This window comes from Streptosporangium sp. NPDC002721 (genome assembly GCF_042888905.1).
Lineage (GTDB): Bacteria > Actinomycetota > Actinomycetes > Streptosporangiales > Streptosporangiaceae > Streptosporangium.
The window spans coordinates 118392-132592 of the sequence record NZ_JBIAQI010000017.1; the positions used below are offsets into that span (position 1 = coordinate 118392).

The following is a 14201-nucleotide window of genomic DNA, read 5'->3' on the forward strand; positions in this document are numbered from 1 at the left end:
CTCTTCGCGCTGTCGAAAAGGGGTTCTACGCGCTCGGGATGTTCTCGGTGATCATCCGCATCACCGCTGGGGCGTGGGAGTTCAGGTAGAAGTGACCGCCACGGAAGACCCGCATGTCGAAGGCGCCGCTGGTGTGTTCCTTCCAGCGGATCGCCTCGTCCAGGGTGACGTGGGGGTCGTTGTCGCCGACCAGTGCGATGACGGGTGCGTCGATCTTGATTCCGGGCAGGCACCGGTAGGTCATGATGGCCTTGTAGTCGCCGCGCAGCGAGGGCAGGATCATGCTCACGACCTCGGGGTCGTTCAGCATGCGCAGGTCGGTCCCGCCGAGCCGCCGCACCTCGGCCAGGAGCGCCTGGTCGCCCTCCTTGTGCACCGTCTCGTGACGGGTGCACGACGGCGCGCGCCGGCCCGACGCGAACAGCGTCAGCGGCGAGATCCCCTGCGTCAGCAGCCTTCTGGACACCTCGAACGCGACCACGGCGCCCATGCTGTGGCCGAAGAAGGCCATCGGCCGGTCGGCCAGCGGGACGAGCTCCTCGGCGAGCCGGTCCGCGAGCGTCGCGATGTCGTCTATGCACGGCTCGTGACGGCGTTCCTGCCTGCCCGGGTACTGGACGGCCAGCACGTCCAGTCGCGAGGAGAGCTCCCTGGCCACGGGATGGAAGTACGAGGCCGAGCCGCCCGCGTGCGGGAAGCAGATCAGGCGGGTGGAGAACGGCGGCGCGGCCTGGAACGACCGCAGCCACATGCCGGTTTCGGTGATCACTTGCACTCCTTCTGGTTCACCGGGAGGACCATGAGTTCGGCGCCTCGAAGACCCCCGGCTCACCCCAGGAAGGGGGAGGAGCGGGGGCGTCGCCGTCGCGAGGCCGGATCACGAAGGTGCGCGACAGGGCCGCCATCACGGCGGCCACCTCTTCCTGGTCGGGCTCACCGCGTACGAACCGGAACATCACCTCGTCGTCGCCGGCCATCACATCGGCAGGTTTCCGTGCTTGCGGTACGGGACCTTCGCGTTCTTCGCGCGGAGCATGGCGAGCGACCGGGCCAGCACGGCCCTGGTCTCGGCCGGGTCGATCACGTCGTCCACCAGGCCGCGCTCGGCGGCGTAGTAGGCGTGCATGAGCTCCTGCCGGTACTCCTTGATCATCTCGGCGCGCGTCATCTCGGGGTCGTCGGCCGCGGCGATCTCCTTGCGGAACACGACGTTCGCCGCGCCCTCGGCGCCCATGACGGCGATCTCGTTCGTCGGCCAGGCGAAGGACAGGTCCGCGCCGATGGACCGGGAGTCCATCACGATGTAGGCCCCGCCGTACGCCTTGCGCAGGATGACCTGGACGCGGGGGACGGTGGCGTTGCAGTACGCGTACAGCAGCTTCGCCCCGTGCCGGATGATGCCGGCGTGCTCCTGGTCCTTGCCCGGCAGGAAGCCGGGCACGTCGACCAGGGTGACCAGCGGGATGCTGAACGCGTCGCAGAACTGGACGAACCGCGCCGCCTTCTCCGAGGCGTCGATGTCCAGCGCGCCGGCCAGCGAGGAGGGCTGGTTGGCCACGATCCCCACCACCTGGCCGTCGATCCTGGCCAGGGCGCAGATGACGTTGGTCGCCCACAGGGTGTGGACCTCGAAGAAGTCACCGAGGTCGACGATCTCCCTGATGACCTCGCGGATGTCGTACGACCTGCTGAGCTCGACGGGCACGATGTCGAGAAGGGCGTCGCAGCGCCGGTCGGCCGGGTCGGCCGTCGGCAGGTCGGGCGGCGCCTCGCGGTTGTTGGACGGCAGGAGGGACAGCAGGTAGCGGACCTCCTCAAGGCAGTCCGCCTCGTTGTCGTAGACGAACCCGGCGGCGCCCGAGAGCGTCCCGTGTACCTGGGCGCCACCGAGCCCGTCGTGGCTGATCTTCTCGCCGGTCACGGCCTCGACCACGCTCGGGCCGGTGATGTACATCTGCGAGATGCCGTCGACCATGAACGTGAAGTCGGTCAGCGCCGGCGAGTAGGTGGCGCCGCCCGCGCACGGGCCGAGCATCACGCTGATCTGCGGGATGACCCCGGAGGCCCGCACGTTGCGCTGGAAGATCCCGCCGTAGCCGGCCAGGGCGGTCACGCCCTCCTGGATCCTGGCGCCCGCCCCGTCGCTGAGGCTGACGAGCGGCGCGCCCGTCGCCGCCGCGAGGTCCATCAGTTTGTGGATCTTCTGCGCGTGCGCCTCGCCCAGCGAGCCGCCGAAGATCCGGAAGTCGTGGGCGTAGGCGAAGACGGTGCGTCCGTGCACGGTGCCCCAGCCGGTCACGACGCCATCGGTGTACGGCCGCCGGTTCTCCATGCCGAAGCCGCTGGCCCGGTGCCTGCGCAGCTGCTCGATCTCGGTGAAACTGCCGGGGTCGAAGAGCAGTTCCAGCCGTTCGTCGACGGTGAGCTTGCCCTTGGCCCGCTGCTGCTTCGTGGCCGGCTGAACGTCACCGCCACGCGCCTGATCCTTGAGCATTCCGAGTTCGGCGACCCTCTCCCGCAGCGAGAGAGGTGTTTCCAGGCCGCGTTCTGTGGTAAGAGTCACGTTGCGTATATCCTCTCGGCCAATAAGCAGGGATATTCGACAATGCGCCATTCATTGCGTGAACGGATGCCCCGCCTCATTCACGCCTCATTCCAGCCCATGAGACAGCGGCGTAGCTACCGGGGCTCGCCCCTAAAGATTTCGCCGGGTTTCCCCTACGAGGTCCTTCACGGCGGACGGCGGGCTAAGGGGCCGCGTCCGGCGCCGGGCGGCACGGAACGCGGATGATTCGGGGTGGACCCCGATCTCCGGCCCGAAACGACCGCGCGGCGGGCCGTCCCCATCGCCGTCCGGACGGGCTCGCGGCTTCGGTACGCGACGACCTGGGCGTTTGACGCGACGCCACCCGCGACGGCGCGCGTTTCCCCGAGGTCCGGGTCGGCCGTCCGCGTGCGGGAGAGGCAGCGGGAAATCGGGGGTCATCGGGCTCCCGCCGCGCGCCTAGTGGATTCTAGGGGTTACTCGGCTTCTCCGATCGCGCCAATAATGGTGCCGCTTGGCCGTATATGAGCGCGTGCTCCATGCGAGCCCTACAGCACGTTAGGAGAAACCGTTGGACTTTGGCCTTTTCTATTTCGCTGACGAGGCAAGGGCAGGAACCGATCAGTACCGGCTGTTGCTGGAAGGGGCCCGATTCGCCGACACCCACGGTTTCTCCGCGGTGTGGACGCCGGAACGGCACTTCCATGAGTTCGGTGGCCGCTACCCCAACCCGGCCGTCACCGCCGCGGCCATCGCGGCCGTGACGGAGCACGTCGCGATCCGCGCCGGGAGCGTCGTGGCCCCGCTGCACCACCCGGCGCGCATCGCCGAGGAATGGTCGGTCGTGGACAACCTGTCCGGCGGCCGGGCCGGCGTCGCCTTCGCGACCGGCTGGCACCTGAACGACTTCGCGCTCCGGCCGGAGAACTACGGCAACCGCAGGGAGGTGACGACCGAGACGGTCGACATCGTGCGGCGCCTGTGGCGGCAGGAGTCGGTGGAACTCGGCGACGGCGCCGGGGAGCCCATCAAGGTCCGGACCCACCCGGCCCCGATCCAGCCGGAACTGCCGACGTGGCTCACCAGCTCGGGCAACCCCGGGACGTTCCGCCAGGCGGGCGAGCTCGGCGTCGGGATCCTGACGCACCTGCTCGGCCAGAGCCTGGACGAGCTGGCGGTCAAGGTCGCCGACTACCGCGAGCACTTCGCCAGGAACCACGGCGGCACCGGCCATGTCGTGCTGATGCTGCACACCTTCATCGGCGAGGACCGGGCCCGGGTGCGCGAGGTGGTCCACCAGCCGTTCACCGACTACCTGCGCAGCTCGATCGGGCTGGTCATGAAGGCGGCCGAGGAGCTGATCCCCGGCCTGGACCCGGAGTCGATGGACGCCGAGGACATCGAGTTCCTCCTGGAGATCTCCTTCGACCGCTACTTCGACACCGGCGGCCTGTTCGGCACGGTCGACGACGGCATGGCCATGCTGGGCTCCCTGGAGCGGATCGGCGTCGACGAGATCGGCTGTCTGATCGACTTCGTCCCCGACACGGACACCGTCCTCGACGGCCTCGGCCACCTCGACCGGCTCAAGCGGGCATGGGAAGCGCGGTGAGTGATGATCGATAGCCTGAGAATGCGACGCGTGCTCGGCCGGTACCCGACCGGGGTGGTGGTGATCGCCGCGGTGTCGGACGGCGAGCCGTGCGGTTTCACGGTCAACTCCTTCACCTCGGTCTCCCTCGACCCGCCGATCGTGGCCTTCTGCGCCGCGCACACCTCGACCACGTGGCCGCGGATCAGGGCCGCGGGCGCCTTCACCATCAGCCTGCTGAGCGTCGGGCAGGAGGCGGTGTGCCGATCGTTCGCGACCAGGGGCGCCGACCGGTTCTCCGGCATCGGCTGGTCCGTGAAGGAGGGCGGCCACCTGGCGATCGACGGCGCGCTGGCGTGGATCGACTGCGTCCTGGAGACGAGCCACCTGGTGGGGGACCACGAGTTGATCCTCGCCAGGGTGACCTCGCTTGCCACGAACGACGACGACGGGGACCCACTCGTCTTCCATCAGGGACAGCTGCACCGGGTGTGCGCCGACGCCCTGGCGACACCCTGCCGAACCCTCCAGACGGTCTCGTGACCCCGTACCCGGACGGTCTCGTGACCTCTGCCCGGACGGTCCCGTGACCCCGTACCCGAACGGTCGCGTGACCCCGTACCCAGACGGTCCGGTGACCCGAGGCGACACAAAGCCCAGGTCCGCATCCTCGCATCCGGACCTGGGCTTTCATCGTGCGCCCGGTCTCCCGGCCTGATCGTTCCGGCCGGACTCGTGTTGACAGCGACCGGTGTGACGGGTTCACCTTCGATGGCACCGGACACCGACGGAAGGCGGCCCATGGGCTGGGAACTACCCCTGGACGACGTGGCGAACCACCGACCGAACCTGCACACGCCAGAAGATCTCCATGAGTTCTGGCAGAAGACCCTGGACGAGGCCGCCGGTCACCCGTTGAACGTGACGGCGGAGCCGGTCGAGGACACTCCCCTGCGGTCGGTGGCCGTCTACGACGTCACCTTCGCGGGATTCGGCGGCCAGCCCATCCGCGCGTGGTACCTCGTGCCGAGGGACGCCGACGGCACGCGGGCGACCGTCATCGAGTACATCGGCTACGGGGGCGGCCGCGGCCTCCCCCACGAGTGGCTCTACTGGTCCGCGGCCGGCCATCCGCATCTGATCATGGACACCCGCGGTCAGGGCAGCGCCTGGCGTACGGGAGACACCCCCGACACGGGCAGCTCGGGGCGCCCGCGCGTCCCGGGGTTCCTGACCGACGGGCTGCCGGACCGCGACTCCTACTACTACCGCCGCCTGTTCACCGACGCGGTCCGCGCGGTGGACGCGGCCGCGCTGCTCCCCTTCGCCGACCGGACACGGCTCGTGACGACCGGGACCAGCCAGGGCGGCGCGCTGGCACTCGCCGCCGCGGCCCTGAACCCGGCGGTCGCGGGCACGATGCCCAACGTCCCGTTCCTCTGCGACATCCGGCGTTCGGCTCACATCGCCACCCAGGGCCCCTACGCCGAGCTGGTGAAGTGGTGCCGCACCCACCGCGCCGAGGCCGGTGCCGCCCTGGCCATGACCTCCTACTTCGACCTCGCGGTCCTCGCGCCCCGGGCGACCTGCCCGGCGCTGTTCAGCGTGGCGTTGCGTGACGAGACCTGCCCGCCGTCGGGCGGCTACGCGAGCTTCAACCACTACGGCGGCCGGAAGAAGATGATCGCCTACGAGTGGAACGACCACGAGGGAGGCGAGGCCTTCCTACAGCTCGAACAGGCCGACTGGCTCTCGCGGCTCTTCTGACAGGGCGGGCGGATCACGGGGAGGGAACGCGTTTCGGAGCCGACCGCGACGTACGATCGGTCAATGACCGAAATGACCGAAACCACGCCCGGCTGGCTCGCTCCCGAGGAACTGGAGTCGGCCCGCGCGCGGATGCCGATTCTCTACATCGACGCCGTTCCGGTACGGGTCGACGAGACGGGAGTGGTCACGCGTGTCGGCCTGCTGCTGCGCATCGGAGCGGACGGGGCGGTCAGCCGCGCCCTCGTCTCCGGTCGCGTGCTCCACCATGAGCGCGTCCGTGACGCGCTCATGCGCCACCTGGAGAAGGACCTCGGTCCGACGGCGCTGCCCCGCGTCCCCGCCTCTCCGCAGCCGTTCACCATCGCCGAGTACTTCCCGACCCAGGGCGTCACCCCCTACCACGACCCCCGGCAGCACGCGGTGTCCCTCGCCTACGTCGTGCCGGTCGCGGGTGACTGCCGTCCCCGGCAGGACGCCCTCGACCTCGTCTGGTTCACCCCCGAGGAGGCCTCGTCACCGCTGGTGCAGCAGGAGATGCTCGGCGGGCAGGGCGTCCTGCTGAAGCAGGCCCTCGCGCACGTCGGCTGCCTTTCCTGACCGCCCCGGCCGACCCCCCTCGGCTCGCGACACCCTGGAACCGGCGGGCGAGCCGACGGTCACGACCGCTCGCCCAGCCGGTCGGTGACGATCAGCTCCACGACCATGTGGGGCTGCTCCCGCCTGACGGCGTGGAGGTTGAGGCCGCTGCGGACGGACACCAGGTAGCAGCCGGAGCGCGGACCTATGGTCACCGTGGCGGCACGCCGCCCCTGAGCGATCACGGTCAGCTCGGGCGGGTGCCGGTCCGTCCGCGAGCGGAAGCCGGGCCTCCCGGGCCCGCTGGGAGCACCCGGACGGGTGGTGAAGATCCCCAGGTTGATCGTGTGGTGGCGGTGGGCGCGGATTCCCCTCTCGATCAGCAGCCGCTGCACGACCGCCAGCGCCCTGTCATGGCGTGCCATCGTCGCCTCGTCGACCATGCCCCGGGATTCAGCCCGCACCGCACGCCGTGTCACCCATCCTCCAAGGTCGGAATCACCGGATCCGGATGGCGAGGGTCGCGGTTCTCACCACCACGACGACCTTATGAAGAATCGCCGCCACCAGTGTTCACGATTTCCCGTGAACAAATCTCCGGATAAGACTAGAAGGCCATTCGATTTTCCAGGCCGCGCAGCTGTTCGGGGACGGTCCGGTAATAGGTGCCCAACTGCCTGACGGCCTCTCTGGCCGTGGGGTGGAATCGCGCCATCTGCGGGGCGATTCGCTCGGCGTTGAGCACTCGCCTGAGCGCTTTGTCGTGTTCCTTGAGCAACAGGTGCGTCCTGGACATGTCGATCTCGTGATGCGCCCTGCGCTCGGCGTAGAGCTTGGGAGAGGGTGTGAACCCCGAGTCCAGGCGGACCGCCGTGTCGTAGTCGCCGAGCTCCGTCGCCACCGCGCACCCGTGGATCACCGCGTTGACGGGACTCACCTGAAGCCCGTACGGGTCGGGCCGCGACAGCGCCTCGATCCGTGCCGCCGCCTCCGTCGCGAGGCCGTGGTGCTCCCAGGCGTCCGCCCCGTACCCCATCCGCGCGGCGGAGACGGCGGCGCGCAGCTGGAGGGAGCCGTAGACCTGCAGCCCCGCCGGGTCCGACCGGTCCACCTCGCCCGCCGCCCGCCTCACCATGGTCAGCGCGATGTCCTCGGACCCCAGGGTGAGCAGCAGCAACGCGCGCGACAGCGAGACCAGGTGCCGCAGGTGCGGGTCGTCGGCGCGCGGCGCGGCGATCGCGGCCCGCTCGACGGCGACCTGCGCCAGGTCGCTGTGGCCGAGCCTCCGGGCCAGGGACACCGCTATGGCGTACGCGTGGTTCAGCAGGCGCCACGCCCTCGGGAGGTCCGACTCGACCGCGTGGACCGTCAGCTCCTCGATGGCCGCGGGCAGGCGGGCGCCGAGACGGACGTGCGCGGCGGCCCCCTGCAGTCTCTGGAGCTTGACCAGCTCCGAGGCGAGCGCGTCGAGCGACCTGGGCGGAACCCCCAGGTCGGGGGAGACGTCGGCGTAGGCCAGGGCGCGCCTGATGGAGGGCATCGCCGCGTGCACCGCCTCGGTGTGCCTGCCGCCTCCCCGCTCCTGCCCCCCGTGGGGCCATCCGACGATCTCGGCGGCGTCGACCGCGCACGCTCTCGCCACGGCCGCGACGAGCGACGGGGTGGCCCGTTTGTGGCCCGCCTCGACCTGTGCGATCAAGCTGCGAGAAACATTCGCCTTTGCCGCCAGGCCGATTTGGGTGAGCCCCCTGCGTTTACGCGCCCTGGCAATTCGACGACCCGTGGATTCGCCCTCACCACCCGGATCGGGACCCCATTCCTGCCCGGCCATCCCGGCACCTCCCCGCGCTCGCGCGACATCTCCACGATAACGGCCCGCCCGGTCCGCCGAGACGAACATTCTCATCGGCGGCCTCCCTTTCCGGCGCGAAATCATCAGCGGTCTCTTTCTTTCACACAAAAAATGATCATCGGGCTTTTCCCGGGCCCGGAGGATCATCCGCAGGTCACCGCGGCGGTCCTGGCCGATGAGAAGAGGCGGCGGGTCCGTCCGACGAGGAGAGGAACAGGGGAGAACACCCCTTTCCTGATCTTCACATCTGGCCTGTGGCAGAATGTGATGGATGCGGTTCCATGCCGACCTGCACATTCACTCGAAATACGCCCGGGCCTGCAGCAGGGACAGCGACCTGGAGCATCTGGCGTGGTGGGCTCGGCGCAAGGGCATCGCGCTGATGGGCACCGGCGACTTCACGCATCCGACCTGGTTCGAGCAGTTGCGCGAGAATCTCGTACCGGCCGAGCCCGGGTTGTTCCGGTTGCGCGACGAACACGCCCCCGACGCCCTCGGCCCGTCGCCCGCCGGGGTGTCCTCCGACCAGGTGCGGTTCATGCTGTCCACCGAGGTCTCCACGATCTACCGGCGCGGCGAGCGCACCCGCAAGCTCCATCACCTGGTCTACATGCCGGGCTTCGACGAGGCCGCGTCGTTCAACGCGAGGCTCGAACGGATCGGCAACCTGAGCGCGGACGGGCGGCCCGTCCTCGGCCTCGACTCCCGCGGCCTGCTGGACATCACCCTGAGCAGCGGCGAGGGCGCCTACCTGGTGCCCGCCCACGTCTGGACGCCCTGGTTCGGCGTCTTCGGCTCGAAGTCGGGGTTCGACACGATCGAGGAGTGCTACGGCGAGCTCTCCGAGCACATCTTCGCGCTGGAGACCGGCCTGTCCAGCGACCCGGCGATGAACTGGCGGGTCTCCGCCCTCGACCGCTACCGGCTGGTCAGCCACTCCGACGCCCACTCGCCGCCCATGGTCGGCCGCGAGACCACGGTGTTCGAGACCGACCTCGACTACTTCGCCGTCCTGCGGGCGCTCCGGACCGGCACCGGGTACGCGGGAACGACCGAGTTCTTCCCCGAGGAGGGCAAGTACCACGTCGACGGGCACCGGGCGTGCGACGTCCGGATGGACCCCGAGGAGACACGCGGGCGCGACGGGATCTGCCCCGTGTGCGGGAAGCCGCTCACGGTGGGCGTGCTGAGCCGGGTCCAGGAGCTGGCCGACCGGCCCGACGGTTTCCGGCCGGAGGGCGTCGCGGGCTTCCGCAACCTCGTACCGCTGCCGGAGATCGTGGGCGAGATCCTCGACGTCGGGCCGAAGAGCAAGAAGGTCCTCAAGGAGCTCGACAGGCTCACCGCCGCCCTGGGGCCCGAGCTGAGGATCCTGGAGGACGTGCCGGTCGGCGAGATCGAGGCCCACTCGCCGCGGCTCGCGGAGGCCGTCGGGCGACTGCGCCGAGGCGAGGTGATCCGGGAACCCGGGTACGACGGCACGTACGGCGTGATCCGGCTCTTCGAACCGGGCGAGCTGGAGCGGGCGCGCGAGGACATCGCCCCGACGCTCTTCTAGGCTCCCGTGCGCCTTTCTAAGACCTCGTTCAGCGCAACGCGCTCATCCTGGCGAGGGTGGCGGCGAAGAGGGACCGCGGAGCCTGCGCCGCCACCGCGAACGCGTCCGCCGCGGTGTCCACGTCGGTGAGACGGGGCATCAGGGCGACGCTCAACCCGGCCTCCCCCAGCCTCCGCAGCTGGGCCTCGCCGGTGGCCGGCTCCGGCGTCGGGACGCCGAGCAGGAGGGCGGGGTCGGGAGCGCGCAGCCCGAGCAGCCAGAACCCGCCGTCCGTCGCCGGGCCGAACACCGCGTCGTAGGCGCTGAGCAGGGACAGGGCGTAGCCCAGCATGTCCGGGGTGACCTGCGGGGTGTCCGTGCCGATGAGCACGACCGGGCCGGGCAGGAGCCGGTGGGCGTCGTCGAGGGCCGCGGCGAGCCGCTCGTCCGGCCCGTCCCCGCGCTGCGGCAGCACCGTGAACCCGCGCGGCAGCCAGGGGCCGGGGGCGCCGTCGAGCGCGAGCACGCGCCGGGCGACCGGGACGCGGGCGACCGCGCGCAGCGTGTCCTGGAGGGCGGCGGCGGCCAGCGCGGCGGCCTCGGACGCGGTGAAGGGCGGGATCAACCGGGTTCCGGCCTTCCCTGACACCGGCTCCCCGGCGATCACCACGACCTGCCCCCTGGACAGCCCGCCCTGGGACGGTACGTGCCGGGATGACTCGCCCCAGGCTCTCCGGCCGCGGGACGCCTCGCCGCGGAGCACCCCGTCCCGGGAAGGGTCGCCCCGGCCGTATTCGTCCAGGCTGGACTCGTCCAGGCTGGATTCACTCTGGCTGGATTCGTCCAGGTTGTGAGGGAACGGGCCGGTGCCGTACCGCCCGTTCCCCGCGTCGCTCACGCGTCCGCTCGATCGGTCATGTCCCGGCGCGTCAGGGCCGCCCGCTCCTCCGGGCGGGGCGACACCACGTCGATCTCCATCGTTCGACGCTACGGCCGGCGGATGGGCTCACTTCCGAAGGACGGTGGCGTACTGCCGAGAAATGACCAGTTCAGAGAAACGCCGAGAGAATGGCCGGGCATTCGGGCGCTTCCCCTCCACGGTCCGCGTGACCCCTACATGGTCTGCGTGAACGTCCGGGAGCTGCTCTCACTGCTGAGGTAGCTCTGGTAGCCCGGTCCCCAGGTCCAGGTCTCCGTGCGATCCCCCTTCCTGACGGTCACCGTCCCGAAGAGCGAGCACTCGCTCGCCACGGCGGGCCGGGGTGGGATGAGAGCGGCGGACGCGACCGGCGCGGCGAGCGCCACCATGAGGGTGGCGAGGGCGGCGGTGGCGACACAACGGGCAACGGACATGGGTTCTCCCATGACGTGCGGATGTTCCGACGGAGATATCGCCTTTTTTCAGGAAAGAAGAACCACATCGCCCATCAAAACTCACCCCGAGCCACATTCGGCACTATTACCCCTTTTATCCGCTTATGTCCTTACCTTCCCTCAAGGACGAGAAGCCCTCCGGCTCACCCGGTGTCCTTCCTGATCCCGGCGAAGAGCCGCTCGGCGGCGGCCCGATCCCATGCGAGACGGTTCGGATCCTCGGGGTGCGGACGGGTGGGAACCGTGGAGAACGTGACCGAGCCGGGCACGAACTTCGCCATGTCCCGGGCTATGGCGTACATCGTCCCCAGGTCGAGCCCGGCGTCGGTCCTGACCGACTTCTTCACCTCGGCGAGGAAGGCGGAGAGCGTCGCGGGATTGTCCAGGTGGCCGTTCACCCTCATGATCATCATGTTCATGAACCGCTGCTGGCGTTTGATCCGCTCCAGGTCGGTCCCGTCGCCGACGTTGCGGAGCCGCACGTAGCCCAGCGCCTGCTCGCCGTCGAGCAGATGCCTTCCCGCGGGGAGCCGCAGCTTCGCCTTGGGATCGTCCACCGGCCGCGGCAGCGTGACCTCCACCCCGCCGAGCGCGTCGACCATGCCCTTGAACCCGGAGAAATGGATCTCCACCGCGTGGTCGACGTGGATCCTCGTCGTCGACTCGACCGTCTTCCAGGCGCAGGACAGCCCGCCCTCGTTGAACGCCGAGTTGATCATGTCGGTCCTGGCCGGAAGCGTCGTCCCGTCCGGGGACTCGCAGGCGGGAATGCGGACGATCGAGTCCCTGGGGATGTTGACCACCCTGGTCTTCCGACGGTCGGCGGAGACGTGCAGCAGGATCATCGTGTCACTGCGCATCCCCGCGGCCTCACGCCAGCGGGGACTGGGCGCCTCACTGTCGGTCCCGACCACCAGCACGTTGAGGGCCTCTCCCTGCTTGTACGGGCGATCCCCCGACGGGCCGTGCACGGCCGGACCCGTCGCGAGCGGGCGCCCGCCGAGGATCACGACGGGGATGACGACGACGGCGGCGGTGACCGCCGCGACCAGCGCGAGCGTCGGCCAGCCGCGCATCGCGCGGGGCGACCGCCACCGGGAGCGGGCAGGGACGCGGGACAGGCTCCGGGGGGAACCGGCCGAGGCGTCGAGCAGGCGCGCTCGCTGGCGCGCGAGCGTGGCGGGCGGTTCGTGCTCCAGCTCGCGGCCGAGATCGCGGAGCATCGTCAGATCGTCCATGGTCACTCCTCCTCGTGCATCGGGTTGCTGTCGCCGAACTCCGCGCGTACCTTCCGCCTGGCCCTGTTCAGGCGGGACCGGACGGTGCCGATCGGGATGTCCAGCGCACGGGCGACCTCCACGTACGACAGGTCGCTCCAGGCGACCAGCAGCAGGACGTCGCGGTCCCCGGACGAGAGCCCGGCCAGCGCGCGAGCGAGCGCCGGGCGGGACACCCGGGCGGTGACCTCCGCGACCACCCGGTCGGCGGGGGGTTCCACGGCGTCCCCGGCGGGACTGCGCCGCAGCGCCCGGTAACGAGCGGCCTCGGTGCGGTGGTGGCGGGAGACGATCCTGGTGGCGATGCCGAACAGCCACGGCCGGGCGTCGGCGTAGGCCAGGTCGTAGTGGTCCCGGCGGGCGAAGGCGACCAGGAACGTCTCGCCGACCAGGTCTTCGGCGATCTCCGGGCCCAGCCTCCGGGAGACGTACCGGTAGAGCATCCCGGCGTAGCGGTCGAACAGCGCCGCGAACGCCTCCGGGCGGGTCCGCGACTCGTCGATGAGGTCGCAGTCGCGGGTCTGAGCGGTGAGTGGCGCGGTCATCGCGGGCACCATGGCATGAAGGCCGGCCTTCCCGTCGGAAAAGTGGTCAGCGATGTATCGCCACGACCTCCCGGCCGGGTTCACGGTCCGCGAGCCGGCCGGCCCGCGCCCCGCCCACCCCTCGCGCCGGCTTCGCCGGACCGGTCGGCCCCCGCGCGCCGACCCACGTCAACCGGCCCACGTCAACCGGCCCGCGCCAACCCGCCCACGTCAACCGGCATGTATCAGCCGATCCGGGTCAGCCGGCACGTGTCAGCCGATCCGCGTCAGCCGGCATGCGTCGGCCGATCCGCGTCAGCCGGGTCCCGTCTCGCGGTCGCCGATCGAGCGCAGGACGGCGTCGGGGACGACCAGGTCGGCGCGGGGGCGGGTGGTGGCGATGAGGTCGGCGTTGCGCTGGTCGGTTCCCAGCGCCCAGGCCACGGCGGCGTCGGGGTCCTTGCCGAAGCGCTCGTGCCGGGAGACGAGGCGGCGCACGCGCTCGTCCGGGTCGAGGTCGCAGTACCAGACCTCGTGCAGCCCGGCCCGCACGCGTGCCCAGTCGCCCCGGTCGAGCAGCAGGTAGTTCCCCTCGGTGACGACGAGCCGGGCGGCCCGGGGGACCGGGATGCTGCCCGCGATCGGCTGCTCCAGGTCGCGCTCGAACGCGGGCGCGTAGACCACGTCGTCCTCGTCCTCGCGAAGGCGGCGCAGGAGGGCCGCGTACCCGGCGGCGTCGAAGGTGTCCGGGGCGCCCTTGCGGTCGCGGCGGCCGAGCCGGTCGAGCTCGACGTCGGCGAGGTGGAAGCCGTCCATCGGCACGTACGCCACCCACTCCCGCTCCGGCAGCCCTTCGGGAGGCGCCGGACGCAGCAGGCGGACCAGGTGTTCGGCGAGCGTGGTCTTGCCCGCCCCCGGGCCGCCGGTGACGCCGAGCAGCGCGCGGTGCCCGTCCCGTACGAGGGAGCGCGCCCGGACCACCAGGTCGTCGAGGGATGTCATCGGACCGGGCCGGCCGAGATGGTCGTCATTCGAACGAACGTAGCCGAGCCGCCCGCCGACATCCAGCGCGGTCCGGACGCATCTGCGGCATCGGCGGCATCGGCGGCGCGGTGCAACACTTCCGGGCCCTTGGGCGTCAAGGCCATGACAACG

General features: G+C 70.5%; 15 protein-coding genes. 5 read left to right on the forward strand and 10 right to left on the reverse strand.

From position 1 onward, the window contains the following. Nucleotides 1-25: 25 nt before the first annotated feature. The 3 genes from ACFYWM_RS24490 to ACFYWM_RS24500 are packed head-to-tail and all read right to left on the reverse strand — an operon-like array spanning nt 26 to nt 2494. Nucleotides 26-769, reverse strand: coding sequence for a thioesterase II family protein (locus tag ACFYWM_RS24490; protein WP_389917763.1), 744 nt, complete (start codon nt 767-769; stop codon nt 26-28). A 16-nt stretch (nt 770-785) separates the two neighbouring features. Beyond that, nucleotides 786-977 (reverse strand): acyl-CoA carboxylase subunit epsilon, encoded by a 192-nt coding sequence (locus tag ACFYWM_RS24495; RefSeq protein WP_389917764.1) that lies wholly within the window; start codon nt 975-977, stop codon nt 786-788. Further along, entirely contained in the window at nt 977-2494 is a 1518-nt protein-coding gene (locus ACFYWM_RS24500; protein WP_389917903.1) for an acyl-CoA carboxylase subunit beta, read from the reverse strand. Before ACFYWM_RS24500 ends, ACFYWM_RS24495 begins: the two co-directional genes overlap by 1 nt. 622 nt (nt 2495-3116) lie before the next feature. Here ACFYWM_RS24500 and ACFYWM_RS24505 point away from each other — a divergent pair. From ACFYWM_RS24505 to ACFYWM_RS24520, 4 genes are all read left to right on the forward strand, one after another. Further along, nucleotides 3117-4157 carry a MupA/Atu3671 family FMN-dependent luciferase-like monooxygenase gene (locus tag ACFYWM_RS24505; protein WP_389917765.1) on the forward strand — a complete coding sequence of 347 codons (1041 nt, stop codon included), beginning with the start codon at nt 3117-3119 and terminating at the stop codon, nt 4155-4157. Nucleotides 4158-4178: 21 nt separating this feature from the next. Beyond that, entirely contained in the window at nt 4179-4679 is a 501-nt protein-coding gene (locus ACFYWM_RS24510) for a flavin reductase family protein (protein WP_389917766.1), read from the forward strand. 258 nt (nt 4680-4937) lie between these two features. Further along, on the forward strand, nt 4938-5903 hold the full coding sequence (locus tag ACFYWM_RS24515) for an acetylxylan esterase (RefSeq protein WP_389917767.1): 966 nt from the start codon (nt 4938-4940) through the stop codon (nt 5901-5903). Between the two features lie 63 nt (nt 5904-5966). Next, nucleotides 5967-6503, forward strand: coding sequence for an NUDIX hydrolase family protein (locus ACFYWM_RS24520; protein WP_389917768.1), 537 nt, complete (start codon nt 5967-5969; stop codon nt 6501-6503). Nucleotides 6504-6562: 59 nt separating this feature from the next. Here the strand turns inward: ACFYWM_RS24520 and ACFYWM_RS24525 are convergent, their stop codons facing one another. Together ACFYWM_RS24525 and ACFYWM_RS24530 are read right to left on the reverse strand one after the other, a co-directional pair. Beyond that, nucleotides 6563-6961 carry a hypothetical protein gene (locus ACFYWM_RS24525; RefSeq protein ID WP_389917769.1) on the reverse strand — a complete coding sequence of 133 codons (399 nt, stop codon included), beginning with the start codon at nt 6959-6961 and terminating at the stop codon, nt 6563-6565. Nucleotides 6962-7089: 128 nt separating this feature from the next. Continuing rightward, complete coding sequence (locus ACFYWM_RS24530; RefSeq protein ID WP_389917770.1) at nt 7090-8313, reverse strand: helix-turn-helix domain-containing protein; 1224 nt, start codon at nt 8311-8313, stop codon at nt 7090-7092. Between the two features lie 292 nt (nt 8314-8605). On the opposite strand from ACFYWM_RS24530, the gene ACFYWM_RS24535 reads away from it, so the two are divergent. Next, complete coding sequence (locus ACFYWM_RS24535) at nt 8606-9892, forward strand: endonuclease Q family protein (protein WP_389917771.1); 1287 nt, start codon at nt 8606-8608, stop codon at nt 9890-9892. A gap of 28 nt (nt 9893-9920) precedes the next feature. On the opposite strand, the gene ACFYWM_RS24540 is transcribed toward ACFYWM_RS24535, so the two are convergent. The 5 genes from ACFYWM_RS24540 to ACFYWM_RS24560 all read right to left on the reverse strand — a co-directional run bounded on the left by ACFYWM_RS24540 (nt 9921) and on the right by ACFYWM_RS24560 (nt 14048). After that, entirely contained in the window at nt 9921-10769 is an 849-nt protein-coding gene (locus tag ACFYWM_RS24540) for a DUF2064 domain-containing protein (protein ID WP_389917772.1), read from the reverse strand. A gap of 215 nt (nt 10770-10984) precedes the next feature. Beyond that, a complete protein-coding gene (locus tag ACFYWM_RS24545; RefSeq protein WP_389917773.1) occupies nt 10985-11224 on the reverse strand; it encodes a hypothetical protein in 240 nt (79 codons plus the stop codon). A 164-nt stretch (nt 11225-11388) separates the two neighbouring features. Next, the gene (locus ACFYWM_RS24550) at nt 11389-12483 is read right to left on the reverse strand and encodes an LCP family protein (RefSeq protein ID WP_389917774.1); all 1095 of its coding nucleotides are present in this window, start codon (nt 12481-12483) and stop codon (nt 11389-11391) included. Between the two features lie 2 nt (nt 12484-12485). Next, the gene (locus ACFYWM_RS24555) at nt 12486-13067 is read right to left on the reverse strand and encodes an RNA polymerase sigma factor (RefSeq protein WP_389917775.1); all 582 of its coding nucleotides are present in this window, start codon (nt 13065-13067) and stop codon (nt 12486-12488) included. Between the two features lie 294 nt (nt 13068-13361). Next, complete coding sequence (locus ACFYWM_RS24560) at nt 13362-14048, reverse strand: nucleoside/nucleotide kinase family protein (protein ID WP_389917776.1); 687 nt, start codon at nt 14046-14048, stop codon at nt 13362-13364. Nucleotides 14049-14201 lie beyond the last annotated feature (153 nt).

Coding starts and splice junctions, on each gene's coding strand:
- ACFYWM_RS24495 (WP_389917764.1), bottom strand. CDS start 977: ATGGCCGGCGACGACGAGGTGATGTTCCGGTTCGTACGCGGTGAGCCC.
- ACFYWM_RS24500 (WP_389917903.1), bottom strand. CDS start 2,494: ATGCTCAAGGATCAGGCGCGTGGCGGTGACGTTCAGCCGGCCACGAAG.
- ACFYWM_RS24510 (WP_389917766.1), top strand. CDS start 4,179: ATGCGACGCGTGCTCGGCCGGTACCCGACCGGGGTGGTGGTGATCGCC.
- ACFYWM_RS24515 (WP_389917767.1), top strand. CDS start 4,938: ATGGGCTGGGAACTACCCCTGGACGACGTGGCGAACCACCGACCGAAC.
- ACFYWM_RS24520 (WP_389917768.1), top strand. CDS start 5,967: ATGACCGAAATGACCGAAACCACGCCCGGCTGGCTCGCTCCCGAGGAA.
- ACFYWM_RS24530 (WP_389917770.1), bottom strand. CDS start 8,313: ATGGCCGGGCAGGAATGGGGTCCCGATCCGGGTGGTGAGGGCGAATCC.
- ACFYWM_RS24535 (WP_389917771.1), top strand. CDS start 8,606: ATGCGGTTCCATGCCGACCTGCACATTCACTCGAAATACGCCCGGGCC.
- ACFYWM_RS24545 (WP_389917773.1), bottom strand. CDS start 11,224: ATGTCCGTTGCCCGTTGTGTCGCCACCGCCGCCCTCGCCACCCTCATG.
- ACFYWM_RS24550 (WP_389917774.1), bottom strand. CDS start 12,483: ATGGACGATCTGACGATGCTCCGCGATCTCGGCCGCGAGCTGGAGCAC.
- ACFYWM_RS24555 (WP_389917775.1), bottom strand. CDS start 13,067: ATGACCGCGCCACTCACCGCTCAGACCCGCGACTGCGACCTCATCGAC.
- ACFYWM_RS24560 (WP_389917776.1), bottom strand. CDS start 14,048: ATGACATCCCTCGACGACCTGGTGGTCCGGGCGCGCTCCCTCGTACGG.